The following is a 24,765-nucleotide window of genomic DNA, read 5'->3' on the forward strand; positions in this document are numbered from 1 at the left end:
CCGTCCCGGGCTAGTCCTTACGGCCGGGATGCGTGCCGGGGGGTCCCGTCGCAAGCGCTAGGCTCATGGTCGACCGACGTCCTTTAAGTCCCGTCCCGTGAGGCGGGGAAGGAGGTCCACGCGACCATGACCTACGAACGCACCGTCGTCAGCGCCGACGACATCGACCGCGTCGTGCAGCGGATCGCCCACGAGCTGCTGGAACGCAACCGGTCCGTCGACGACCTCGTCCTGCTGGGCATCCCCACCCGCGGGGTGCCGTTGGCCGAGCGCATCGCCGACGCCGTCGAGCGGGTCGAGGGCGTCCGCCCGGCCACGGGCTCGCTGGACGTGACGATGTACCGCGACGACCTGCGGCAGCACCCCACGCGAGGACTGGCCGTGACCGAGGTCCCGGTCGACGTCACGGACCGTGTGGTCGTGCTCGTCGACGACGTCCTGTTCTCCGGCCGCACCATCCGGGCCGCGCTGGACGCCGTCGCCGACCTGGGCCGGCCGCGGGCCGTGCGGCTGGTGGTGCTCGTCGACCGCGGCCACCGGGACCTGCCCATCCGGGCCGACCACGTCGGTCGCAACCTGCCGACGGCGGCCGACGAGCGGGTCGCGGTCCGCCTCCGCGAGACCGACGGCAGCGACGGCGTCGACATCCTCCGCCCGCTCGGCACCCCCGCCAGCGACCGCGGCGACGGCGGGGGGATGGCGTGAGGCACCTGCTGTCCACGGCCGACCTGAGCCACGCCGACGCCGTGCACCTGCTCGACACCGCCGAGCAGATGGCCGCCACCCAGCAGCGCGAGATCAAGAAGCTGCCGACCCTGCGCGGGCGGACGGTGGTCAACCTGTTCTTCGAGGACTCCACCCGGACCCGGATCTCGTTCGAGGCCGCCGCCAAGCGGCTGTCAGCCGACGTCATCAACTTCTCGGCCAAGGGCTCGAGCGTCTCCAAGGGCGAGAGCCTCAAGGACACCGCGGAGACGCTGCAGGCGATGGGGGCCGACGCCGTCGTCATCCGCCACCCCGCCTCCGGGGCCCCGCACCGGCTGGCCGCGATGGGCTGGACCCGGGGAGCCGTGCTCAACGCCGGGGACGGCACCCACGAGCACCCCACCCAGGCCCTGCTGGACGCGTTCACCATGCGCCGCCACCTGGCGGGCGGCACGGGGGACCTGGCCGGCCTGCGTGTGGCCGTGGTCGGCGACGTCCTGCACTCGCGGGTCGCGCGGTCCAACGTGCACCTGCTGCACACCCTGGGCGCATCGGTGGTCCTGGTCGCGCCGCCGACCCTGGTGCCGTTCGGCGTCGGGTCCTGGCCGTGCGAGGTGTCCTACGACCTGGACGCCGTCCTGCCCCAGCTCGACGCCGTCATGATGCTGAGGGTCCAGGGGGAGCGGATGAACGCCGCGTTCTTCCCGTCCGAGCGCGAGTACTCCCGCCGCTACGGCCTGGACGCCCGCCGGCTGGGGCTGCTGCCCGACCACGCCATCGTCATGCACCCGGGCCCGATGAACCGGGGTCTGGAGATCAGCGCGGACGCCGCCGACAGCGGCCGCGCCGTCGTGCTCGACCAGGTGACCAACGGGGTGTCCGTCCGGATGGCCGCGCTGTACCTGCTGCTGGCAGGAGAGGGGAACGACTCGTGAGCACCTACCTGCTGCGCGGCGCCCGGCTGCCCGACGGCACCGCGGCCGACCTGGTCCTCACCGACGGGGTCGTCACCGAGGTCGCCGAGGCGGGGGCCGCCCGCCCCACCGGCGCCACCGTCGTCGACGCCGACGGGCTGCTCGCGCTGCCCGGCCTCGTCGACCTGCACACCCACCTGCGCGAGCCGGGGCGGGAGGACGCCGAGACCGTCGAGTCCGGCACCCGCGCCGCCGCGGCGGGCGGGTACACCGCCGTGCACGCCATGGCCAACACCAGCCCGGTGGCCGACACCGCCGGCGTGGTGGAGCAGGTGTACCGGCTGGGTCAGCAGGCGGGCTGGTGCGACGTCCGCCCGGTCGGCGCGGTGACGGTGGGCCTGGCCGGCAGCCGGCTCGCGGAGCTGGGCGCCATGGCCACCTCCACGGCCCGGGTGCGGGTGTTCAGCGACGACGGGCACTGCGTGTCCGACCCCGTCCTCATGCGCCGGGCCCTGGAGTACGTCAAGGCGTTCGACGGCGTCGTCGCCCAGCACGCCCAGGACCCCCGCCTCACCGAGGGCGCGCAGATGCACGAGGGCGAGGTGTCCGCGGTGCTCGGCCTGACCGGCTGGCCCGCCGTGGCCGAGGAGGCCGTCATCGCCCGCGACGTCCTGCTCGCCGCCCACGTCGGCTCCCGCGTCCACGTCTGCCACGTGTCCACCGCCGGCAGCGTGGAGATCGTCCGCCTGGCCAAGCAGCGCGGCCTGCCCGTGACCGCCGAGGTCACCCCCCACCACCTGCTGCTGACCGACGAGCTGGTCCGCAGCTACGACCCGGTCTTCAAGGTCAACCCGCCGCTGCGGACCGCCGCCGACGTGCAGGCCCTGCGCGAGGCCGTCGCCGACGGCACGGTCGACGTCGTCGCCACCGACCACGCCCCGCACCCCACCGAGGCCAAGGACTGCGAGTGGGCCGCCGCGGCCATGGGCATGACGGGCCTGGAGACCGCGCTCGCCGTGGTCCAGCAGACCCTGGTCGACACCGGCCTGCTCGACTGGGCCGGCGTCGCGGACCGGATGTCGCACGCCCCGGCCCGGATCGGTCGGCTCGACGAGGCCGCACTGGGCGGGTTCGCCCACGGCCGCGGCCTGGCGGTGGGGGAACCGGCGCACGTCACCCTCTACGACCCGACGGCGGCGTGGACCGTCGACCCGGCCGCCCAGCAGACCTCCGGGCGCAACAGCCCGTTCCGGGGGCACCGGCTGCCGGGTCGGGTCGTGGCCACGTTCCTGCGGGGTCGGGCCACGGTGCTCGACGGGCGGCCCGTGCCGACCGACGACGCCGCGGGGGTGTCCGGCTGATGAGCCAGTGGGTCGCGGGTGGGCTGGTCCTGCTGGTCGTGCCCGTCCTGTTCGGCCTGATGTACCTGGGCTGGCGGGGGCGCGGTCGCCGTCAGGGCGACGTGCCCGCCCCGGCCGCGGTCCCGCCGGCGGTCGAGCTGGGCGAACCCCTGCTGGCGCCGTCGGTCGGGACCTACGTGTCCAGCGTGCGCGCCGGCGACTGGCTGGACCGGGTCGTCGTCCACGGCCTGGGGGTGGGTTCCGCCGCCACCCTGCAGGCCTGGGCGGCCGGGATCTGGTTCGAGCGCGACGGCGCCCCGGACGTCTTCGTCCCGGCCGCCGACGTGCGCGCCGTGCGCGTCGAGACCGGCATCGCCGGCAAGTACACCGTCGGCGAGGGTCTGCTCGTCGTCCGCTGGTCGCTCGGCGGCGTGGAGCTGGACACCGGCTTCCGCCCCAAGAGCTGGGCGGACGCCTCGGTCCTCGCCACCGCCCTGCAACCCCTCGCCCCCGGAGGCCGCACATGACCGCCACCACCGCCAGCCACGCCCTGCTCGTCCTGGAGGACGGCCGGGTGTTCCGCGGCCGGCCGTTCGGAGCCGTCGGCCAGACCGTCGGCGAGGCCGTCTTCGCCACCGGGATGACCGGCTACCAGGAGACCCTCACCGACCCGTCGTACCACCGGCAGGTGGTCGTCATGACGGCGCCGCACATCGGCAACACCGGGATCAACGACGAGGACGGCGAGTCCCGCCGGGTGTGGGTCGCCGGGTACGTGGTGCGTGAGGCGTCACCGCGCTCCAGCAGCTGGCGCGCCCGCCGGACCCTGGACGACGAGCTCGTCGAGCAGGGCACCGTGGGCATCGCCGGGGTCGACACCCGCGCCGTCGTGCGCCACCTGCGCGAGCGCGGCGTCATGCGCGCCGGCGTGTTCTCCGGACCGGCCGCCGACCGGCCCGTCGCCGACCTGCTGAGCATCGTGCGGGAGTCGCCGTCGATGAGCGGGGCCGACCTGGCCGGCGAGGTCACGACCGCCGAGGCCTACCTGGTGCCCGCCGTCGGCGAGCGTCGCCTGAGGGTCGCGGCCGTGGACCTGGGCATCAAGACCGCCACCCCGCTGCGGCTGGCCGAGCGCGGCATCGACGTCCACGTCCTGCCCGCCTCGGCGACCCTGGCCGACGTGCTCGCCGTCAGCCCCGACGGGGTGTTCTTCTCCAACGGCCCGGGTGACCCGGCCGCCGCCGAGGGACCGGTCCGGCTGCTGCAGGAGGTGCTGGAACGGGACCTGCCGTTCTTCGGGATCTGCTTCGGCAACCAGCTGCTCGGCCGCGCGCTGGGCCTGGGCACGTACAAGCTGGGCTACGGGCACCGCGGCCTCAACCAGCCCGTGCTCGACCGCGCCACCGGCCGGGTCGAGATCACCGCCCACAACCACGGCTTCGCGGTCGACGCCCCGCTCGACGGGCCGGTCGAGGCCCCCGTGGGCGGGCTGGGGCGGGTCGAGGTGAGCCACGTCGGCCTCAACGACGACGTGGTCGAGGGCCTGCGCCTGCTGGACCGTCGGGCCTTCAGCGTCCAGTACCACCCCGAGGCCGCCGCCGGCCCGCACGACGCCGGCTACCTGTTCGACCGGTTCGTGGACGTCATGACCACCGACCCCACCACCGACCCGCAGCACGGCCGAACCGTCATCCCCGAGGAGGGCAGCGCCTGATGCCCAAGCGCACCGACATCAGCAGCGTCCTGGTCATCGGGTCCGGCCCGATCGTCATCGGCCAGGCCGCGGAGTTCGACTACTCCGGCACCCAGGCCTGTCGCGTCCTGCGCGAGGAGGGCCTGCGGGTCGTCCTCGTCAACAGCAACCCCGCGACGATCATGACCGACCCCGACTTCGCCGACGCGACGTACATCGAGCCCATCACGACCGAGGTCATCGAGCGGATCATCATCGCCGAGAAGCCCGACGCGCTGCTGCCCACCCTGGGCGGGCAGACCGCCCTCAACGCGGCGATCCAGCTGGCCGAGGCCGGCATCCTCGAGCGTCACGGCGTCGAGCTGATCGGGGCCGACATCCCGGCCATCAACAAGGCCGAGGACCGCGAGCAGTTCAAGGACGTCGTGGCCGCGGCGGGCGCCGAGAGCGCCCGCAGCCGCATCGTCCGCGACCTCGACGGCGCGCTCGCCGCCGCGGCCGAGTTCAGCTACCCCGTGGTGCTGCGCCCGTCGTTCACCATGGGCGGTCTCGGGTCCGGTTTCGCCGACGACGAGCCCACCCTGCGTCGCATGGTCGTGGCCGGCCTGGCCGCCAGCCCCACCCACGAGGTGCTCGTCGAGGAGAGCATCAAGGGCTGGAAGGAGTACGAGCTCGAGCTGATGCGCGACCGCGCCGACAACGTGGTGGTCGTCTGCTCGATCGAGAACTTCGACCCGATGGGCGTGCACACCGGCGACTCCATCACCGTCGCACCCGCCCTGACCCTGACCGACCGGGAGTACCAGCGGCTGCGCGACATCTCCCTGGCCATCATCCGCGGCGTCGGGGTCGACACCGGCGGCTGCAACATCCAGTTCGCCGTCGACCCCACCGACGGCCGGGTCGTCGTCATCGAGATGAACCCGCGCGTGTCCCGCTCCAGCGCGCTGGCCTCGAAGGCCACGGGCTTCCCGATCGCCAAGATCGCCGCCCGGCTGGCCATCGGCTACACCCTGGACGAGATCACCAACGACATCACCGGGTCCACCCCGGCCAGCTTCGAGCCGACGCTGGACTACGTCGTCGTCAAGATCCCCCGGTTCGCGTTCGAGAAGTTCCCCCACGCCGACCGCACCCTGACCACGACCATGAAGTCGGTCGGGGAGGCGATGGCCATCGGGCGCAGCTTCACCGAGGCGCTGCAGAAGGCGATGCGCTCCCTGGAGCGGCGCGGCTCGGCGTTCGCGTTCCCCGAGCTGCCCGCCGAGGGTCCCGGTGCCCCCGACCTGGACGCCCTGGTCGAGGCCACCCGGGTGCCCACCGAGGACCGGCTGCTCGCGGTGCAGCAGGCGCTGTGGGCCGGGGCGACGGTCGAGGCCGTCCACGACGCGTCCGGCATCGACCCGTGGTTCCTCGACCAGCTGCAGCTGATCAGCGACGTCGCGCACCAGGTGGCGGACGCCGCCCACCTGGACGAGGACACGCTGCGCCTGGCCAAGCGGCACGGCTTCTCCGACGAGCAGATCGGCGCGATCCGCGGCATGGCCGAGCCGGTGGTCCGCGGCCTGCGCCACGCGCTCGGCGTCCGACCGGTCTACAAGACCGTGGACACCTGCGCCGCGGAGTTCGCCGCCCTGACGCCGTACCACTACTCCTCCTACGACGAGGAGGACGAGGTCGCCGCGTCCGACCGGCGCAAGGTCGTCATCCTCGGCTCCGGCCCCAACCGGATCGGCCAGGGCGTCGAGTTCGACTACTCCTGCGTCCACGCGGCGTTCGCGCTCCGCGACGCCGGCCTCGAGACGATCATGGTCAACTGCAACCCCGAGACCGTGTCGACGGACTACGACACCTCCGACCGGCTGTACTTCGAGCCGCTCACGGTCGAGGACGTCCTCGAGGTCGTCCACACCGAGGCCCGCTCCGGTGAGCTGCTCGGCGTCGTCGTCCAGCTGGGCGGGCAGACCCCGCTGGGGCTGGCCGACGAGCTCGCCGCCGCGGGCGTCCCGATCCTGGGCACCAGCCCCGACGCCATCCGCCTCGCCGAGGACCGCTCCGCGTTCGGCCACGTGCTGGCCGGGGCGGACCTGCCCGCCCCCATGTGGGACACCGCGGCCAGCTTCGAGGAGGCCGCGGACGTCGCCGAGCGGATCGGCTACCCCGTCCTGGTCCGGCCCTCGTTCGTCCTCGGCGGGCGCGGCATGGAGGTCGTCGACGACGCGGAGGCCCTGGAGGGCTACGTCGCGCGTGCCGGGCAGACCGGGGTCCGCGTCGGCCCGCAGCACCCGCTGCTGGTCGACCGGTTCCTGGACGACGCGGTCGAGATCGACGTCGACGCGCTGTGCGACGGCACCGAGGTGTTCATCGGCGGCGTGATGGAGCACATCGAGGAGGCCGGCGTGCACTCCGGCGACTCCGCCTGCGTGCTGCCGCCCGTCACCCTGGGCGCGGCCGTCGTCGACCAGGTCCGCCACGCCACCGAGGCCATCGCCCACGGCGTCGGTGTCCGGGGCCTGCTCAACGTCCAGTACGCCCTGGTCGGCGACACCGTCCTGGTGCTGGAGGCCAACCCCCGCGCCAGCCGCACCGTGCCGTTCGTGTCCAAGGCCACCGACGTGCCGCTGGCCAAGGCCGCCGCCCGCATCATGGTCGGCGCCACCATCGCCGAGCTGCGCGCGGAGGGCATGCTGCCCGCCGTCGGCGACGGCGCCAGCCACCCGCCGATGTCGGTGTCGGTCAAGGAGGCCGTGCTCCCGTTCAAGCGGTTCCGCACCACCACCGGTGCGGTCGTCGACTCCGTCCTCGGCCCGGAGATGCGCTCCACCGGCGAGGTGATGGGCATCGACGTCGACTTCCCCCGCGCGTTCGCCAAGAGCCAGGCCGCGGCCTACGGCGGGCTGCCCACCAGCGGACGGGTGTTCGTGTCCGTCGCCGACCGCGACAAGCGGGCCATGCTGTTCCCGATGAGCCGGCTCGCGGCGCTCGGGTTCGAGATCCTCGCCACCGCCGGCACCGCGGAGACCCTGCGCCGCAACGGGATCACCAGCACCGTGGTCCGCAAGCACAGCCAGGGCCCGGGCCCCGACGGCGAGCCGACCATCACCCAGCTCATCCTCGACGGGGGCGTCGCGATGGTCGTCAACACGCCGTCCGGGCGGGCGGCACGCGCCGACGGCTACGACATCCGGGCCGCGACGACGACGGTCGACGCACCCATCATCACCACGGTCCAGCAGCTGTCGGCCGCCGTGCAGGGCATCGAGGCCGTCATCGGTGGCGGGTTCGACGTGATGAGCCTGCAGCAGCACGCCGCGCAGATCTCGCGCGAGCGGGAGGGGCACCGGTGACCTCCGCGGCCGGGACCGTCGCCGGGCCCGCGCAGGTCCGGGCGCGGGTGGTGGCGGCCGCCGACACCGGCGTGTACCGGCACCTGGTGCTGGCGGCCCCGGCCGCGTCCCGGGCGCGGCCCGGGCAGTTCGTCGCACTGGCCGTGGGGGACCCCACGACGTCGAGCATGCTGCTGCGGCGGGCCTTCAGCGTCCACCGCGCGGACCCGGTGGCGGGCACCGTCGAGGTCGTCGTGGCGGCCCACGGGCCCGGCACGGGATGGGTGTGCGGGCGGGAGGTCGGGGACGAGGTCGACGTGGTCGGCCCGCTCGGCACCGGGTTCGACCTGCCCACCGCCGGTCGGCTCGTGCTGGTCGGTGGCGGCTACGGGTCGGCGCCGTTCGCCTGGACCGCGGCGTCGGCGGCCGCCGGCGTGGTGGTCGACGCGGTCGTCGGGGCCGGGGACGCCGCGCGGCTGTGCGACGTCGAGGGCATCCGGGCCGCGGTCGAGGCCACGGGCGGCGGGGTGCACGTGACCACCGACGACGGCAGCGCGGGACGGCGGGGGCGGGTGACCGACGCGCTCGCCGACCTGCTGGGCGCCGGTGCGACCGGCGCGACCGGTACGACCGGTGCGACCGGTACGACCGGTGCGACCGGTACGACCGGTGCGACCGGTACGACCGGTGCGACCGGTACGACCGGTGCGACCGGTACGACCGGTGCGACCGGTACGACCGGTGCGACCGGGCCTGCCGCGACCGTCGTGGCCGCCTGCGGGCCGATGGCCATGCTGGCCGCCGTCGCCGCGACCGCGAGCCGGGCCGCCGAGGCCACCGGACGCGCCGTCGGCGTCCAGGTCGCCGTCGAGGAGGCCATGGCCTGCGGCATCGGCATCTGCATGACGTGCGTCCTGCCGGTGCGCGGCGCCGACGGCCTGACCCGGATGCTGCGGGCCTGCACCGAGGGCCCCGTCCTGGACGCCGACCGGGTCCGCTGGGACTGCGTCGGCGCCCACGGCGCCTCGGTACCCGCCGACGCCGTCGGCGCCCCCGAGGGCGGTGCCGCATGAGCGAGGTGCCCGTCACCGCGACGACGTCAGGCGCGGTCCCCGACCCGACGTCCGGTCCCAGCCCGGTCGACCTGTCCGCGCGGCTCGTCGCGCCGGCCGGCCCCGTCGACCTGACCGGCGCGGTCCTCACCGCCAGCGGTTGCGCCGCGGCCGGCCGCGAGCTGGACCCCTACCTGGACCTGACCGCGCTCGGCGGGGTCGTCACCAAGACGATCATGCGCGACCCCCGCTCCGGGCGGCCCACGCCGCGGATGGCGGAGACACCGTCGGGGATGCTGAACTCCATCGGCCTGCAGGGCCCGGGCGTCGACGCGTTCCTCGCCGCCGACCTGCCCTGGCTCGCCCGCCGCGGCGCCCGCGCCGTGGTCAGCGTCGCGGGGGAGGACGTCGGGGAGTTCGTCGAGGTCGCCACCGCCGTGCGCGAGGCCACCTCCGGCGCCGACGAGCTGGGCGCCCCCGGCACCGACGGCGGGGTGCTGGCCGCCGTCGAGGTGAACATCTCCTGCCCCAACGTCGCCAACCGCGGCCTGGTGTTCGCCTGCGACCCCGGGACGGCGGCCGACGTGGTGTCCGCCGTGCGCGCGGTCACCGACCCGCGGGTGCCCGTGCTGGCCAAGCTGTCGCCGGACGTCACCGACATCGTCGCCATCGCGGCGTCGGTCCTCGCCGCGGGCGCCGACGGCCTCGTCATGGTCAACACGCTGCTCGGCGTCGCGATCGACGTCGACCGCGGGGCGCCGGTCCTGTCCCGGGTCACGGGCGGGTTGTCCGGCCCGGCCATCCGCCCCGTCGCCGTGCGCTGCATCTGGCAGGTCCACGCCGCCATGCGGGCCGGGCTGATCCCCACCGCGCCGATCGTCGGCGTCGGCGGGGTCCGGACCGGCCGGGACGCGGCCGAGCTGGTGCTGGCCGGCGCCGCCGCGGTCCAGGTGGGCACCGTCACCTTCGGTGACCCGTCCGCCCCCGGCCGGGTGCTCACCGAGCTGGGCCGGTGGGTCGGCGCCCGCGGTGCGTCGTCGCTGTCGCAGCTCGTGGGCGGCGCGCACGACGCCGTCCGGTCCGGAGGCCACGCGTGAGTAACGCCACGAGCCCCCCCGAGGTCGCCGTCCCGCCGTTCGGGGCTCGGCTGCAGGCCGCGCTGCGCCGCCACGGCCCGCTGTGCGTCGGCGTCGACCCCGCCCCGGCCACGCTCGTCCGCTGGGGCCTGACGGACGACGTCGCCGGTCTCGAGCGGTTCTGCGGCACGGTGGTGGAGGCCCTGGCGGGCCGGACGGCGATGCTCAAGCCCCAGGTGGCCTTCTTCGAGCGGCACGGCTCTCGCGGCCTCGCGGTGCTGGAGCGGCTCCTGGCCGACTGCCGCTCGGCGGGGCAGCTGGTGCTGGCCGACGCCAAGCGCGGCGACATCGGGTCGACGGCCGCGGGGTACGCCGACGCCTGGCTGGACCCGCGGTCCCCGCTCGCCGCGGACGCGGTGACGGTGTCGCCGTTCCTGGGCTACGGCAGCCTCGCGCCCCTGGTCGACGCGGCCGCCGCCCACGGTCGCGGCGTGTTCGTGCTGTGCCTGACCTCCAACCCCGAGGGGGCGTCGGTGCAGCACGCCCGCCCCGCCGACGGCTCCGCCCCCAGCGTGGCCGCCGCCGTGGCCGCCGCCGCCGCGGCCGACAACGCCCGCCTGGGCGACGGCCCCCCGGACGACGCGCGCCCGGACGACGCCAGCCTGGACGACGCGGGCCGGTCGGGGTTGCGCCGGCCCGGGCCCGTCGGCCTGGTCGTCGGCGCCACGGTGGGGGAGCAGCTGGCCGCCACCGGGGTGGACCTGGCCGCGGTCGGGGGGCACCTGCTGCTGCCCGGCCTGGGCGCCCAGGGGGCCACGGCGCAGGACGTGGCGCGTCACCTGGGGGCGCTGGCCGAGCTGCTGGTCCCCAGCGCCAGCCGTGAGGTCCTGAACGCCGGACCGGACCGCCAGCGGCTCCGGGACGGGGCGGCCCGCCTCACCGGCGACCTGGCGTCCGCGCTGGGGGTCTGAACCGCCGCACCGGGCACGCTGCGCGACCGGGCGCACGCCGGTTGTGGACGACACCAGGACCGCGTTGGACCAGGGGCGATGCCATGGGTACGTTCGCCTCCTGCCGGTGGTCACCCGGTCCATCAGGACCGGGACCGGCGGACGAGCACCGCACGTCGCAACCACGGACAGCCGCACCGCCGATCCGCACCCGATCTCATCGACCCACCGACCACAGAGGTGTCACGTGCCCCTTCCCACTCTCACGCCCGAGCAGCGCGCCGCAGCGCTCGAGAAGGCCGCCGCTGCCCGTCGGGAGCGCGCCGAGGTGAAGAACAGGCTCAAGAACTCCACGGCCACGCTCGCCGATGTCATCAAGGAGGGCTCGACCAACGACGTCATCGGCAAGATGAAGGTCGCCGCCCTGCTCGAGGCGCTGCCCGGCACGGGCAAGGTCCGCGCCAAGGCGATCATGGAGGAGATCGGCATCAGCGAGACGCGTCGTGTGCGCGGCCTCGGTGCCAACCAGACCGCCTCCCTCATCGAACGCTTCGGCGGCAAGTGACCTCAGCCCCGCCGCCGTCCCCCGCACCGGTCGGGGGCGGCGACAGGACGGGCCCCCGCGTCACCGTGCTGGCGGGTCCGACCGCGGTCGGCAAGGGCACCGTGGCCGCCGAGGTGCGGCGCCGGTACCCCGAGGTGGCCATCTCGGTGTCGGCGACGACACGTCGACCGCGCCCCGGCGAGGTGGACGGGGTGCACTACCACTTCGTGTCCGACGACCGCTTCGACGCCATGGTCGCCGGGGGCGAGCTTCTCGAGTGGGCCCTGGTCCACGGCCTGCAGCGCTCCGGGACCCCGCGCGCCGAGGTGGAGCAGGCGCTGGCCGGCGGTCGGCCCGTCCTGCTGGAGATCGACCTGCAGGGTGCCCGGCAGATCCGGACCAGCTACCCGCAGGCGCAGTTCGTGTTCCTCGCACCGCCGTCGTGGGACGAGCTGGTGTCCCGGCTGGTCGGTCGGGGGACCGAGGACGAGGCCGAGCGGGAGCGCCGGCTGAGCACCGCGAAGGTCGAGCTGGCGGCCGAGCCGGAGTTCGACCGGACCATCGTCAACCACGATGTCAGCCAGGCCGCCCGCGACCTCGTATCATTGATGGGATTGCCGGTCCGCGACTGAGCCCGCTCGGCTCTTCACGGCGTCCTCGCCGTCCGCGGACCGGAGCACCCGACGTCTGGAGTCCTCAGTGCCCGGAACACCTGCTGCCCCCGAAGGCATCACCAACCCGCCCATCGACGACCTGCTCACCACGGTCGACTCGAAGTACTCCCTCGTCATCTACGCGGCCAAGCGCGCCCGTCAGATCAACGCGTACTACTCCCAGCTCGGCGAGGGCCTGCTGGAGTACGTCGGTCCCCTGGTCGAGACCCACGTGCAGGAGAAGCCGCTGTCCGTGGCGCTGCGCGAGATCGACGCCGGCCTCCTCACCATCGAGGCCAACCCCCCCGCCGAGGACTGAGACCCCTGCGGGTCGTCCTCGGCGTCAGCGGGGGCATCGCGGCCTACAAGGCCGCCACCCTGCTGCGCCTGCTCCGCGCGGACGGGCACGACGTCACCGTCGTGCCCACCGCGTCGGCGCTGCGCTTCGTCGGCGAACCCACCTGGTCGGCGTTGTCGGGGCACCCCGTGGCCACCGACGTGTGGACCGACGCGCACGACGTGCCCCACGTGTCGATCGGCCGGACCGCCGACCTCCTCGTCGTCGCCCCCGCGACGGCCGACCTGCTGGCCCGCGCCGCGCACGGCCTGGCCGACGACCTGCTCACCAGCACGCTGCTGACCGTGACCTGCCCGGTCCTGCTGGCCCCGGCCATGCACACCGAGATGTGGGAGCACCCCGCGACCCGCGCCAACGTGGCCCTGCTGCGCGAGCGCGGCGTCACGGTCGTCGACCCGGCCGTCGGCCGGCTCACGGGGGCCGACACCGGGCAGGGCCGTCTGCCCGAGCCCGAGGAGCTCCTGGAGCACGTCCGGGCGGCGCTGGCCGCAGCGGCCCCGGCGACGCGCCCCCAGGACCTGGCCGGTCGCCACGTCGTCGTCACCGCCGGGGGTACCCGTGAGCCGCTGGACCCGGTGCGGTTCCTGGGCAACGCGTCCTCCGGACGGCAGGGGATCGCCCTGGCCGAGGCCGCCCGGGACCGCGGCGCCGACGTGCACCTGGTCGCCGCGCACGTCGAGACGGCCCTGCCCGACGGCGTCCGTACCACCCGCGTCGGCACGGCGCAGGAGCTGCTGGGCGCCGTGACGGACGCCGTGGCCGGCGCCGACGTGCTGGTGATGGCCGCCGCCGTGGCCGACTACCGGCCCGCCGAGGTGTCCGGCACCAAGATCAAGAAGACGGGGGAGTCCGACGCCCCGACGCTGCGCCTGGTCCGCACCGTCGACGTGCTGGCCACCGTCTCCCACGACCGACCCCGCCCCGGTCTGGTCGTCGTCGGCTTCGCGGCCGAGACCGGCGACGAGACCGGCGACGTGCGCCACCACGCCGAGGCCAAGCTGCGCGCCAAGGGCTGCGACCTGCTGGTGGTCAACGACGTGTCCGGCGGTGCGGTGTTCGGCAGCGAGCACAACCAGGTCGTCGTCCTCGCGCCCGGCCCCGACGGGGCCGTCGAGGTCGCCTCGACCGGCACGACCGACAAGCGCGCGGTCGCCGAGACGGTCGTCGACGCCGTCGTCCACCGGTTGGCAGAAGTCGCCCGGGCGGGTTCGGCGCAGCCCGTAGGGTGAGCGCGGCCCGGTCGCCGGAAGCCGTCCAGCACCAACCCGCACCTCGACGGTGCCGTCCTGGGAGATCTGATGAGCCTTCGCCTGTTCACGTCCGAGTCCGTCACCGAGGGGCACCCGGACAAGATCTGCGACCAGATCAGCGACGCCATCCTCGACGCGATGCTCGAGCAGGACCCCCACTCGCGGGTGGCGGTCGAGACCCTGGTCACCACCGGCCTGGTGCACGTCGCCGGTGAGGTCACCACCGAGGCCTACGTCGAGATCCCCCGTGTGGTCCGCGAGACCGTGCTGCGGATCGGCTACGACTCCTCCGTCAAGGGCTTCGACGGCTCCTCCTGCGGGGTGTCGGTGTCCATCGGCCAGCAGTCGCCGGACATCGCGCAGGGCGTGGACCGGGCCCACGAGGCCCGCACCGCGGGCGCCGAGGACCCCCTGGACGCCCAAGGCGCCGGGGACCAGGGCCTGATGTTCGGCTACGCCTGCGACGACACCCCCGAGCTGATGCCGCTGCCGATCGCGCTCGCCCACCGGTTGTCGGCGCGCCTCAGCGAGGTCCGCAAGAGCAACGAGCTGGCCTACCTGCGCCCCGACGGCAAGACCCAGGTGACCATCGCCTACGACGGCACCACGCCGGTCGCCGTCGACACCGTGGTCCTGTCTACCCAGCACGCCGCCGACATCTCGCTGGAGGGCATGCTCGCGCCCGACATCGAGTCCCACGTCATCAGGCCCGTGCTGGAGAGCGCGGGCCTGGAGACGTCCGGGATGCGGCTGCTGGTCAACCCGACGGGCCGCTTCGAGATCGGCGGGCCGATGGGTGACGCGGGCCTCACCGGACGCAAGATCATCGTGGACACCTACGGCGGCATGGCCCGTCACGGGGGCGGTGCGTTCAGCGGCAAGGACCCGTCCAAGGTGGACCGCTCCGCCGCCTACGCCATGCGGTGGGTGGCCAAGAACGTGGTCGCCGCCGGGCTGGCGACGCGCTGCGAGGTCCAGGTCGCCTACGCCATCGGCAAGGCGGCACCGGTGGGGCTGTACGTCGAGTGCTTCGGCACCGAGACCGTGTCCCTGGACCGGGTGACCGCAGCGGTCCGCGAGGTGTTCGACCTGCGCCCGGCCGCGATCATCCGCGACCTGGAGCTGCTGCGGCCGATCTACCAGCAGACCGCCGCCTACGGCCACTTCGGGCGCGAGCTGCCGGGGATGACGTGGGAGCGGACCGACCGCGTCGACGCGCTGCGCAGCGCCGCGGGCGCCTGAGCCGCCGCGTCGGGGTCGGGTGAGCAGCGGGCCCGCGCAGCCGGCCCTGTTCGGCCCTGCGCCCAGACGGCGCGGCGCGGCGCGGTCGCCGTCCCCGGCGTCCGAGGGCGGCGGACCGGTCGCCGCCGTCGTCGTCGACGTCCCGCTGGCCCACCTGGACCACCCGTTCTCCTACGCCGTCCCGGCGGCGCTGGTCGACCAGCTGCACCCCGGGGCGCGCGTGGTGGTGCCCTTCGCCGGACGGACCGAGGACGGCTGGGTGCTGGACGTCGCGGACGGGGACGTGGCCGGGCTGCGCCCGGTCCGGCGCGTCGTCACCCCGCACCCGCCCCTGACCCGGGAGGTGGCGGCGCTCGCCCGGGCCGTTGCCGACGCCACCGGCGGCACCCTGGCCGACGTCCTGCGCTCGGCCGTCCCGCCACGGCACGCCGCAGCGGAGCGGGTGCTGCTGGCGGACGACGCGCCGGCGGGCGACGCGCCGGCGGACGACGCGTCGGCGGACGAAGCGGTGGACCGGTCGGACGACGTCGGGGCCGGCGACCCGCGGACCTCGGAGGAGGACCCGGGCCCGTGGGCGTCGTGCGTGGCCGGACCCGCGTTCCTCCAGCACACCCGCTCCGGCGAGGGGCCCCGGGCGGCGGTCCGGCTCCCGCTGGACGCGGACCCGTGGTCGGCCGTCACCCCCGCCGTGCGGGCCGCCCTGGCGTCGGGACGTGACGCCGTCGTCGTCCTGCCCGACGTCGTGGCGGTCGAGGCCTGCGCCGCCGTCCTCACCGCGGCCCTCGGCACCGGGCAGCCGGTCGTGGCCCTGCACCACGGCCTCGGCCCGGCCGCACGGTGGCGGGCGTTCCTGCGGCTGCGGCTGGGACGGGCCCGGGTCGTGGTGGGCACCCGCTCCGCGGTGTTCGCACCCGTCCGGGACCCCGGCCTGGTCCTGGTCTGGGACGACGGCGACGACGGCCACGTGGAGCCGCACGCCCCGGGCTGGGACTCCGGCCTCGCGGCCCTGCTGCGGGCCGAGGCGTCGGGCGCGGCCCTCGCGCTGGTGTCGCACGCCCGGTCGGTCCGCACCCAGTGGTGGGTCCGGACCGGGCGGGTCAAGGACGTCGCGCCCGACCGCGCCACCCGCCGTCGTGCCGCGCCGCGGGTCGACGTCCCGGATCCCGCCGACCCGCTGGAGATCCACGCCCGGGTGCCCCGGGCGGCCCACCGGGCCGCGGCCGAGGCGCTGCGCACCGGGCCCGTCCTGGTGTCGGTGCCCCGCACGGGCTGGGCGACCGCGCTGCAGTGCCGCCGCTGCCGGCACGCCGTGCGGTGCCGTCGCTGCTCCGGGCCGCTGGCCGTCGTCGGGGCGGCGGGGGAGCTGGCCTGCCGCTGGTGCACCCGCAGCGACGACGCGTGGGCGTGCCCGGAGTGCACCGGGACCCAGGTCCGGGCCGGGGTCGTCGGCGCCACCCGCTCGGCCGAGGAGCTGGGCCGGGCGTTCCCCGGGGTGCCCGTCACGCTCAGCCGCGGGGGGCACCGCAGCGACCCCGTGCCCGGGACGCCCCGCCTCGTGGTCGCGACACCCGGCACCGAGCCCCCCGCGGCCGGCGGCTACACGGCGGCGCTGGTGCTCGACGGGGACCTGGCCCTGGCCCGCCGCGGTCTCGCGGTCGAGGAGGAGACGCTGCGCAGGTGGCTGGCGGTGGCGGCCCTGGTCCGACCGGCCGCCGACGGCGGACGGCTCGTCGTCGTGGCCGACCCCGCGCACCGGGTGGTGCAGGCGCTGGTGCAGGACGCGCCCGAGGCGCTCGCCGGGCGGCTCTGCGACGAGCGCGCCGAGGTCGGGCTGCCCCCGGCCCGCACCGTGGCCCGTCTGCTCGGGGACGAGCACGCCCTGTCCGACGTCGCCGCCGACCTGCGGGGCGAGAGCACGCTGCTGCCCGACCCCGTCGCCCCGGCCGTCGGAGCCGGACCGCGGCCGACGGTCCTGGGCCCGGCCCCGACCGAGGACGGCGAGCGGTGGCAGCTGCTGCTCACCGGCCCGGCCGACGTCGTGGTGGGCGCCGTCAAGGACCTGCTGGCGACCCGGTCCGCCGCCAAGGCGCCCGGCCGGCTCGTGGTGCGCGTCGACCCGCACGACCTGGACTGACCGTCGGGCCCCGGCCGACGGGGGCACCGGGTCGCGCGTCGAGCGGTTCGGTGGACGTCGATCGGGGGCGCGTCGGGGCGCTCCTACACTGGGCGGCATGGCGCTCAAGGACATCCGGCTCTTCGGCGACCCCGTGCTGCGTACCCCCGCGGTCGAGGTCACCACGTTCGACAAGGAGCTCCGTCAGCTCGTCAAGGACCTCGAGGACACCATGCTCGAGGCCCCCGGCGCCGGGCTCGCGGCCCCGCAGATCGGCGTCGGCCTGCGGGTGTTCACCTGGTACGTCGACGACGAGCTCGGCCACCTGGTGAACCCCTCGCTCGACCTGTCGGACGAGACGCAGGAGGGCGAGGAGGGCTGCCTGTCGTTCCCGGGCATCTACGCCGACACCCGCCGGGCCATGCGGGTGGTCGCCAGGGGCTGGAACATGCACGGCGAGCCCGTCACGGTCGAGGGCTCGGCCCTGCTGGCCCGTGCGGTGCAGCACGAGACCGACCACCTGGACGGGATCCTCTTCATCGACCGGCTCGACCGCGAGCAGAAGAAGCAGGCCATGCGCATGATCCGCGAGGCGGAGTGGGCGGGGCTGGAGTCGCCGACGGTGCGGGTGAGCCCGCACTCCACGTTCGGTGCGGCGCGCTGAGTGAGGCTCGTCCTCGCCGGTACCCCTGAGGTCGCGGTCCCCAGCCTGGCCGCCCTCGTCGCGTCGCGGCACGACGTGGTCGGGGTCGTCACCCGGCCCGACGCGGCCGCAGGACGGGGTCGACGGTCCCGACCGAGCCCGGTCCGGGTGCTCGCCGAGTCCCACGGCATCCCCGTCCTGGCGCCTCGCCACCCCCGCGACCCGGAGTTCGTCGCCGCCCTGACGGACCTGCGCCCCGACTGCGTGCCCGTGGTCGCCTACGGGGCCCTGGTGCCCCGGGCGGCCCTCGACGTGCCGACGCACGGCTGGGTCAACCTGCACTTCTCGCTGCTGCCCGCCTGGCGCGGGGCGGCACCGGTGCAGCACGCGATCATGGCCGGCGACGACATCAGCGGGGTCACGGTCTTCCGGCTCGACGAGGGCATGGACACCGGGCCGGTGCTGGCCACCATGACCGAACGGCTCCGCCCGGACGACACCTCCGGTGACGTCCTCGACCGGCTCGCGACGGCCGGCGCCCAGCTGCTGGTGCAGGTGATGGACGCGCTGGAGGACGGGGCCGTCGAACCGGTGCCGCAGCCGGCGGACGGGGCCAGCCTGGCGCCCAAGATCGGGGTGCCGGACGCCCGCGTCGACCTGACGCTGCCCGCGGTGGCGGTCGACCGGCTGGTCCGCGGCTGCACGCCGTCGCCCGGCGCCTGGACCACGCTGGACGGCCGGCGGCTGAAGCTCGGCCCGGTCTCGCCGGTCGGGCCGGGCGACGAGCGCTCCGACGCGCCCGCCGAGCCGCTGGGTCCCGGTCAGGTCCGGGTGGCCGGGGCGGACGTCCTCGTGGGCACGGCCACGGTGCCCGTCCGGCTGAGCACCGTCCAGCCCGAGGGCAAGCGCCCGATGCCGGCCGGCGACTGGGCCCGCGGCGCCCGGCTGACGGCCACGTCCGTGCTCGGTGAGCCCGAACCCACCCCCGCGCCGAGGACAGACGAGGACCACCATGGCTGACGCCGACCGCCCCGACCGCTCCGGCGACCGCCCCGACCGCGGCCGAGGCGGCCCGCCCCGCTCCGGGGGCCCGTCCCGCTCCGGCGGCGCGCCCCGCGGTGGCGGCGCGTCCGGCGGTGGCGGCGCGTCCGGCTCCGGGGGCGCGTCCCGCTCCGGCGGCGCGTCCCGCGGTGGCCCGTCCCGTGGTGGCCCGCCCCGCTCCGACGGCCCGCCCCGCTCCGACGGCGCGGGTCGCGCCCCCGCGCGGGAGCGGCTGCGCGGCTCCGACGCCCCCCGGACCGCGGCCTTCCACGTCCTGCGCGAGGTCGAGGGCAACGACGCCTACGCCAACCTCGTCCTGCCCGGCGTCCTCAGCCGAGAGGGCCTCCAGGGCCGTGACGCGGCCTTCGCGACCGAGCTCACCTATGGCACGCTGCGCATGCAGGGCCTCTACGACGCGATCCTGGCCCGGGTCGTCGACCGCCCGCTGGACAAGCTCGACCGACCCACGCTGGACGTCCTGCGCCTGGGCGCCCACCAGCTGCTCAGCATGCGGGTGCCCGACCACGCCGCGGTGGCCTCCACCGTCGGCCTGGCCCGGCAGGAGCTCGGCATCGGGTCCTCGGGCCTGGTCAACGCCTGCCTGCGCAAGATCACCGTGAAGGACCTCGACGGCTGGCTCGACGAGGTCGCCCCCGCCGACGGCGAGGACCGCGACGCCACGCTGGCCACCCGGCACTCGCACCCGCAGTGGATCGTCCGCGCCCTGCGGCAGGCCCTGGTCGGTCACGGTCGCCCCGCCGAGGAGCTCGAGGACCTGCTGGTCGCCGACAACGCGCCCGCCGACGTGTCGCTGCTGGCCCGGCCCGGTCTCATCGAGGTCGACGAGCTGCTGTCCGACGGCGGTCGCGCCGGGGCCTGGTCCCCGTTCGCGGTGACCATGGCCTCGGGGTCGCCCGGCGGGCTGCGGGCCGTGCGGGACTCCCGCGCCCGGGTGCAGGACGAGGGCAGCCAGCTCGTCGCGGCCGCGCTGGTCGGGGCGGGGCTGGACGACGACGCCCCGAGCGACGTGCGCACGCCCGGGGCGAACCGGTCGGGGGAGCGGTGGCTCGACCTGTGCGCCGGCCCCGGCGGCAAGTCCTCCTTGCTGTCCGCGCTCGCCGCGCGCGACGGTGCGACGGGGGTCGCGGTCGAGCTGGCCGAGCACCGGACGCGCCTGGTCGAGCAGGCCGTCCGTGGCGCCGAGCGGGTCTGGACGGTCCGGACCGGTGACGGCCGCGTGGTCGGCGAGGACGAGCCCGGTGCCTACGACCGGGTCCTCGTCGACGCCCCGTGCACCGGGCTGGGCGCGCTGCGCCGCCGCCCGGAGGCCCGCTGGCGGCGCACCCCCGCCGACCTGGCCGGGCTCGCGGCGCTGCAGCGGTCGTTGCTGGCCTCGGGCCTGGACGCGGTCCGCCCCGGTGGCGTGGTGGCCTACGTCACCTGCTCCCCGCACCTGGCCGAGACCACGGTCGTCGTGGAGGACGCCGTGCGCGCCGCCCGCAAGCGGGGCGTCGAGGTCGAGCTGCTGCCCACGGCCGAGGTCCTCGACGCGGCCGTCGGCCGCCCGGTCGAGGGTGCGGCCGCGGGGACGTCGGTCCAGCTGTGGCCGCACGCCCACGGCACGGACGGCATGTTCCTGGCCCTGCTGCGCCGCCGCTGAGCCCGGGGCCCCGGCCGGTCGCGGGGCGCCCTACCCTGCTGCAGGTGGCCGCACCCCTGATCGCCCCGAGCATCCTCAGCGCCGACTTCGCCCGCCTGGCGGACGAGCTGGACCGCATCTGCGACGCAGACTGGGCCCACGTGGACGTCATGGACGGTCACTTCGTGCCCAACCTGACCCTGGGCGTGCCGGTCGTGAAGGCGCTGGCCGCCGTCAGCCCCGTGCCGATCGACTGCCACCTGATGATCACCGACGTCGACCGGTGGGCGGTGGACTACGCCGAGGCCGGGGCGGCCGGGGTGACCATCCACGCCGAGGCCTCCGCCGCCCCCGTCAAGACCGCACGGGAGCTGCGCGCGGCCGGGGCCCGCGCCGGGCTGGCGCTGCGACCGGGCACCGGCTTCGAGGCCTACGAGGACCTGCTCCCGGAGTTCGACATGGTGCTGGTGATGTCCGTCGAGCCCGGGTTCGGCGGTCAGCAGTTCCTCGACGTGGTGCTGCCCAAGATGCGCCGCGTGCGTCGCGCCGTCGACGCCGCGGGCCTGGAGGTCAGGGTGCAGGTCGACGGGGGCGTGTCGGAGGACACCATCGCCCGCTGCGCCGAGGCCGGGGCCGACGTGTTCGTCGCCGGGTCCGCGGTCTACGGCGCCGACGACGCCTCGCGGGCGATCGGCCGGCTCCGCGAGCTGGCGGCGGCGCACCCCCACGTCGCGGTGCCGTGAGCGGCTACGGCCAGGAGCGAGGTCGGCGCGGACGTCCCGAGCACGCCCGGTCGGCGTCCGGGTCCGTCCCGCCCGGCTGGCCGCGCAGCGTGCCGCCACCGGGGACACCCGGCTTCGTCGACCGGGCCGTGGGCTGGTTGCTGGACGTCTGCCCGCCGGAGTACCGGGAGCACCCCGTCCTGCTCAAGCACCCGCCCGTGCTGGCGTGGCTGGCCGCCCGGCACGTCGCCGCCCAGGTCGAGGCGGGAACGGTGGCCCTGGCGCAGGCCCGCGCCGACCTGGCCTCCCGCGGCGTGGACGGCCGCACGGTGGAGGAGGTCCTCGAGGTGCTGCACAGCGAGAGCACCCGGCTCCGGGCCGCCGCGCGCGGTTGCGAGCTGCTGGCGGGGGCGCTGCAGGGCAGCCGGTGGGTCCCGCGCCTGTGACGGGGGCCGGGACGCGCGGCCGGTGCGAGCGGCGGCGACGGCCGGGGCCACGTATCGTGGGGCGACGGCCCACCTGGGTCCGAGGGGTGGGCGTCAGCGCCCCCCGCACGTGAGGGAGTGGTGACCACGGACAGGAACGACCAGCAGGGCACGGGCGACGACGTGGTCCCCGTCCCACCGACCGCTGCCGTGCCCGGAGTGCCCCAGGCCACCGTCGGACCCGCGCGGGTGCTGCCGCGGGTGACGTGCCCCGCGGACCTCCGGGGTCTGGACGACGCCGACCTGGGGGTGCTCGCCGACGAGATCCGCGAGCACCTCATCCGCTCCGTCACCGCCACCGGCGGGCACCTCGGTCCCAACCTGGGCGTCGTGGAGCTCACCCTGGCCCTGCACCGGGTGTTCGACTCGCCCCGGGACCGGATCGTCTTCGACACCGGGCACCAGGCCTACGTCCACAAGCTGCTCACCGGTCGCCAGGACTTCTCGATGCTGCGGCGTCGTGGGGGGCTGTCCGGGTACCCCAGCCGGGCCGAGTCCGAGCACGACATCGTCGAGAACTCCCACGCCTCGACCGCGCTGTCCTGGGCGGACGGCATCGCGCGGGCGTTCCAGGTGCAGGGCGTCAAGGACCGTCACGCCGTCGCCGTCGTCGGTGACGGCGCGCTGACCGGCGGCATGTCGTGGGAGGCGCTCAACAACATCGCGCACGACCCCGAGCGCCCGGTCGTGGTCGTGGTCAACGACAACGGCCGGTCCTACTCCCCGACGATCGGGGGCCTGGCCACCCACCTGGAGGGGCTGCGCACCGACCGCCGCTACGAGCGCGTCCTGACCTGGGGGCGGCACTCCCTGACCCGCCGTGGCCGGGTGGGTCAGTGGCTGTACAGCGCGCTGCACGCCACCAAGGCCGCCGTGAAGGACTACATGTCCCCGCAGGGCATGTTCGGCGACCTCGGGCTCAAGTACGTCGGGCCGGTCGACGGCCACGACCGCGGTGCCGTGGAGCGCGCGCTGGAGCGGGCCCGTCGGTTCGGCGGGCCGGTGATCGTCCACGTCATCACGCAGAAGGGGCGCGGCTACGAGCTGGCCGAGGCCGACGACGCCGACCGCTTCCACGGCATCGGGGCCATCGACGCCGTGACCGGCAAGGCCCTCAGCGAGTCCAAGCCGTCGTGGACGGCGGCGTTCGCCCAGGAGATGGTCGCGGTGGGCCGGGAGCGGCAGGACGTCGTGGCGATCACGGCCGCGATGCTCATCCCGGTGGGCCTCAAGCCGTTCGCCGACGCCCACCCGGACCGCATCATCGACGTCGGCATCGCCGAGCAGCACGGTGCCACCAGCGCCGCCGGGATGGCCCTCGCGGGCCTGCACCCCGTGATGGCCGTCTACGCCACGTTCCTCAACCGGGCCTTCGACCAGGTGCTGATGGACGTCGCCCTCCACAAGGCGGGCGTGACGTTCGTCCTGGACCGGGCCGGGGCCACGGGGGACGACGGCGCCAGCCACAACGGCATGTGGGACATGTCGATGCTGCAGGTGGTGCCCGGGCTCCGCCTCGCCGCCCCCCGCGACGAGGCCACGCTCCGCCAGGCGCTGCGCGAGGCGCTCGACGTGGACCACGCACCGACCGTGCTGCGCTTCCCCAAGGGGGCGCTGGCCGCCGACGTGCCGGCCGTGGCGCGGCACGGGCAGACCGACGTCCTGCGGACCCCGCGCAGCAGCCGGCCCGAGGTGCTGCTGGTCAGCGTGGGCGCCATGGCCCCGATCTGCCTGGAGGCGGCCAGCCGCCTGCAGGCGCACGGCCTGGACGTCACGGTCGTCGACCCCCGCTGGGTCAAGCCGGTCGACGCGTCCCTGGTCGAGCTGGCCCGCAGCCACCGGGTCGTCGCCGTCGTGGAGGACGGCATCCGGGTCGGTGGCGTGGGTGCGGCGGTCCGGCTGGCGCTGGCCGAGGCGGACGTCGACGCCACGGTCGTCGGCTTCGGGCTCGCACCGGAGTTCTTCGACCACATGTCCCGCGCCGACGTCCTGGCCCGCAGCGGGCTGACGCCGCAGGACATCTCCCGCCGGGTGGTGGAGGTCGCGACGCGGACCGGCCAGGGCCCTGCGGCCGGTGACGAGGCGCTCCGCGGTGACGAGGCGTCAGCGCCGGTGGAGGTCCCGGTCCAGGCTCCGGCCCGCGGGGTCGGCCAGGACACCGGCCCCCAGGACGTCACCTGACGCGACCGGGGCGGCCACCTCGTCCGCGGTGACGAGGACGGGGCGGTCGAAGGCCCGCTCGAGGGGTTCGCTCGCCGTCCAGGCGGCCCCGACGTAGGCGGGGTCGATCCGACCCAGGTCGAACCAGCCGCGGTCCCGGACCGGCACGGCGACGGCTCGCATGCCGGTGCCGTCGCCCTGCGCCAGCGCGGTACGCAGCCGTCGGCTGCCGAGCAGCGTGACGACGTCGGCGGTGCCCATCGGGCGCAGCACCAGGGGACGGCCCTCGCGCTGGTCGCGCCGCAGCCGCTCCTGCACCAGCCCCCCCAGCCGCTCCAGGTCCTGGCGGGCCTCGGCCCAGCGGGCGTCCAGGCGGGCGCGCAGCGCCCCGTCCAGGCCGGGCAGGGGCGGCAGCGGGTGAGGTCCGGCGACCGCGCCCAGGTCGCTGACCCCCAGGCCGAGGCCCAGCACGCCACCAGGCACCCGCTCGCGGACCCAGCCGTCGCCGCAGGCCATGGCGGCCACCTCGACGGGCTCGCCGTGGGCGTGGCAGGCGGCCAGCAGCGCGTCGGCCCCGCCGAGCGCCACGACCCCGACGACCTCGGCGGCCAGCCGGAGCCGTCGACGCGTGACGGGGTGGTCGGGCAGGACCGCCCACGGGCCCACGGCGCAGGCGACGTCTTCCCAGGTCAGAGACCCGCCGGCGGCCAGGTCGACGCCGTCGTCGCGGGGGTCGAGGTCGACCTCGTCCAGCACCGCCATGGCCAGCACGGCCCGGCGCAGCTCGGCCCGGGAGGTGGGCGAGGTGACGGGATCGGGCACGGCCCCAGCGTCCCCGGTGCGGGCCCGCCCACAAACC

General features: G+C 75.8%; 22 protein-coding genes. 21 read left to right on the plus strand and 1 reads right to left on the minus strand.

Translation table 11 applies throughout. The features are described from left to right. The first annotated feature begins 126 nt into the window (after positions 1 to 126). The 21 genes from pyrR to dxs all read left to right on the plus strand — a co-directional run bounded on the left by pyrR (position 127) and on the right by dxs (position 23,927). Positions 127 to 705: a bifunctional pyr operon transcriptional regulator/uracil phosphoribosyltransferase PyrR gene (gene pyrR, locus ACR80Q_RS13700; protein WP_435378190.1), complete on the plus strand. Its 579-nt coding sequence runs from the start codon at positions 127 to 129 to the stop codon at positions 703 to 705. Continuing rightward, positions 702 to 1,640, plus strand: a complete 939-nt coding sequence (locus tag ACR80Q_RS13705) for an aspartate carbamoyltransferase catalytic subunit (protein WP_435378191.1) — start codon at positions 702 to 704, stop codon at positions 1,638 to 1,640. The genes pyrR and ACR80Q_RS13705 overlap by 4 nt, the downstream gene beginning before the upstream one ends. Beyond that, positions 1,637 to 2,980, plus strand: a complete 1,344-nt coding sequence (locus ACR80Q_RS13710) for a dihydroorotase (RefSeq protein WP_435378192.1) — start codon at positions 1,637 to 1,639, stop codon at positions 2,978 to 2,980. Before ACR80Q_RS13705 ends, ACR80Q_RS13710 begins: the two co-directional genes overlap by 4 nt. Beyond that, complete coding sequence (locus ACR80Q_RS13715) at positions 2,980 to 3,486, plus strand: PH-like domain-containing protein (protein WP_435378193.1); 507 nt, start codon at positions 2,980 to 2,982, stop codon at positions 3,484 to 3,486. Before ACR80Q_RS13710 ends, ACR80Q_RS13715 begins: the two co-directional genes overlap by 1 nt. Further along, complete coding sequence (gene carA / locus ACR80Q_RS13720; RefSeq protein WP_435378194.1) at positions 3,483 to 4,673, plus strand: glutamine-hydrolyzing carbamoyl-phosphate synthase small subunit; 1,191 nt, start codon at positions 3,483 to 3,485, stop codon at positions 4,671 to 4,673. The genes ACR80Q_RS13715 and carA overlap by 4 nt, the downstream gene beginning before the upstream one ends. After that, entirely contained in the window at positions 4,673 to 7,999 is a 3,327-nt protein-coding gene (gene carB / locus ACR80Q_RS13725; protein ID WP_435378195.1) for a carbamoyl-phosphate synthase large subunit, read from the plus strand. Before carA ends, carB begins: the two co-directional genes overlap by 1 nt. Continuing rightward, entirely contained in the window at positions 7,996 to 9,051 is a 1,056-nt protein-coding gene (locus tag ACR80Q_RS13730) for an iron-sulfur cluster-binding protein (RefSeq protein ID WP_435378196.1), read from the plus strand. The genes carB and ACR80Q_RS13730 overlap by 4 nt, the downstream gene beginning before the upstream one ends. Further along, complete coding sequence (locus ACR80Q_RS13735) at positions 9,048 to 10,127, plus strand: dihydroorotate dehydrogenase (RefSeq protein ID WP_435378197.1); 1,080 nt, start codon at positions 9,048 to 9,050, stop codon at positions 10,125 to 10,127. The genes ACR80Q_RS13730 and ACR80Q_RS13735 overlap by 4 nt, the downstream gene beginning before the upstream one ends. Further along, a complete protein-coding gene (gene pyrF / locus ACR80Q_RS13740; protein ID WP_435378198.1) occupies positions 10,124 to 11,077 on the plus strand; it encodes an orotidine-5'-phosphate decarboxylase in 954 nt (317 codons plus the stop codon). Before ACR80Q_RS13735 ends, pyrF begins: the two co-directional genes overlap by 4 nt. A gap of 226 nt (positions 11,078 to 11,303) precedes the next feature. After that, entirely contained in the window at positions 11,304 to 11,621 is a 318-nt protein-coding gene (mihF, locus tag ACR80Q_RS13745) for an integration host factor, actinobacterial type (protein WP_435378199.1), read from the plus strand. Further along, positions 11,618 to 12,232, plus strand: a complete 615-nt coding sequence (gene gmk, locus ACR80Q_RS13750; RefSeq protein WP_435378200.1) for a guanylate kinase — start codon at positions 11,618 to 11,620, stop codon at positions 12,230 to 12,232. The genes mihF and gmk overlap by 4 nt, the downstream gene beginning before the upstream one ends. Before the next feature lie 67 nt (positions 12,233 to 12,299). Further along, on the plus strand, positions 12,300 to 12,572 hold the full coding sequence (gene rpoZ, locus ACR80Q_RS13755) for a DNA-directed RNA polymerase subunit omega (RefSeq protein WP_435378201.1): 273 nt from the start codon (positions 12,300 to 12,302) through the stop codon (positions 12,570 to 12,572). 5 nt (positions 12,573 to 12,577) lie between these two features. Then, the gene (gene coaBC, locus ACR80Q_RS13760; protein WP_435378280.1) at positions 12,578 to 13,840 is read left to right on the plus strand and encodes a bifunctional phosphopantothenoylcysteine decarboxylase/phosphopantothenate--cysteine ligase CoaBC; all 1,263 of its coding nucleotides are present in this window, start codon (positions 12,578 to 12,580) and stop codon (positions 13,838 to 13,840) included. 69 nt (positions 13,841 to 13,909) lie between these two features. Beyond that, a complete protein-coding gene (gene metK, locus ACR80Q_RS13765; protein ID WP_435378202.1) occupies positions 13,910 to 15,103 on the plus strand; it encodes a methionine adenosyltransferase in 1,194 nt (397 codons plus the stop codon). Positions 15,104 to 15,122: 19 nt separating this feature from the next. Beyond that, positions 15,123 to 17,237 (plus strand): primosomal protein N' family DNA-binding protein, encoded by a 2,115-nt coding sequence (locus tag ACR80Q_RS13770; protein WP_435378203.1) that lies wholly within the window; start codon positions 15,123 to 15,125, stop codon positions 17,235 to 17,237. 97 nt (positions 17,238 to 17,334) lie between these two features. Next, positions 17,335 to 17,880: a peptide deformylase gene (gene def, locus ACR80Q_RS13775; RefSeq protein WP_435378204.1), complete on the plus strand. Its 546-nt coding sequence runs from the start codon at positions 17,335 to 17,337 to the stop codon at positions 17,878 to 17,880. Continuing rightward, positions 17,881 to 18,879, plus strand: a complete 999-nt coding sequence (gene fmt / locus ACR80Q_RS13780) for a methionyl-tRNA formyltransferase (RefSeq protein WP_435378205.1) — start codon at positions 17,881 to 17,883, stop codon at positions 18,877 to 18,879. Beyond that, positions 18,872 to 20,560, plus strand: a complete 1,689-nt coding sequence (locus ACR80Q_RS13785) for an RsmB/NOP family class I SAM-dependent RNA methyltransferase (protein WP_435378206.1) — start codon at positions 18,872 to 18,874, stop codon at positions 20,558 to 20,560. The genes fmt and ACR80Q_RS13785 overlap by 8 nt, the downstream gene beginning before the upstream one ends. Before the next feature lie 44 nt (positions 20,561 to 20,604). Next, a complete protein-coding gene (gene rpe, locus ACR80Q_RS13790; protein ID WP_435378207.1) occupies positions 20,605 to 21,282 on the plus strand; it encodes a ribulose-phosphate 3-epimerase in 678 nt (225 codons plus the stop codon). Then, positions 21,279 to 21,707: a hypothetical protein gene (locus ACR80Q_RS13795; protein ID WP_435378208.1), complete on the plus strand. Its 429-nt coding sequence runs from the start codon at positions 21,279 to 21,281 to the stop codon at positions 21,705 to 21,707. The genes rpe and ACR80Q_RS13795 overlap by 4 nt, the downstream gene beginning before the upstream one ends. 228 nt (positions 21,708 to 21,935) lie before the next feature. Further along, positions 21,936 to 23,927, plus strand: coding sequence for a 1-deoxy-D-xylulose-5-phosphate synthase (gene dxs / locus ACR80Q_RS13800; RefSeq protein WP_435378281.1), 1,992 nt, complete (start codon positions 21,936 to 21,938; stop codon positions 23,925 to 23,927). Here dxs and ACR80Q_RS13805 read toward each other — a convergent pair. After that, complete coding sequence (locus ACR80Q_RS13805) at positions 23,850 to 24,728, minus strand: hypothetical protein (RefSeq protein ID WP_435378209.1); 879 nt, start codon at positions 24,726 to 24,728, stop codon at positions 23,850 to 23,852. The genes dxs and ACR80Q_RS13805 overlap by 78 nt on opposite strands. Between the last annotated feature and the right edge of the window lie 37 nt (positions 24,729 to 24,765).

Source organism: Aquipuribacter aurantiacus, from assembly GCF_051216895.1.
Classification (GTDB): domain Bacteria; phylum Actinomycetota; class Actinomycetes; order Actinomycetales; family JBBAYJ01; genus Aquipuribacter.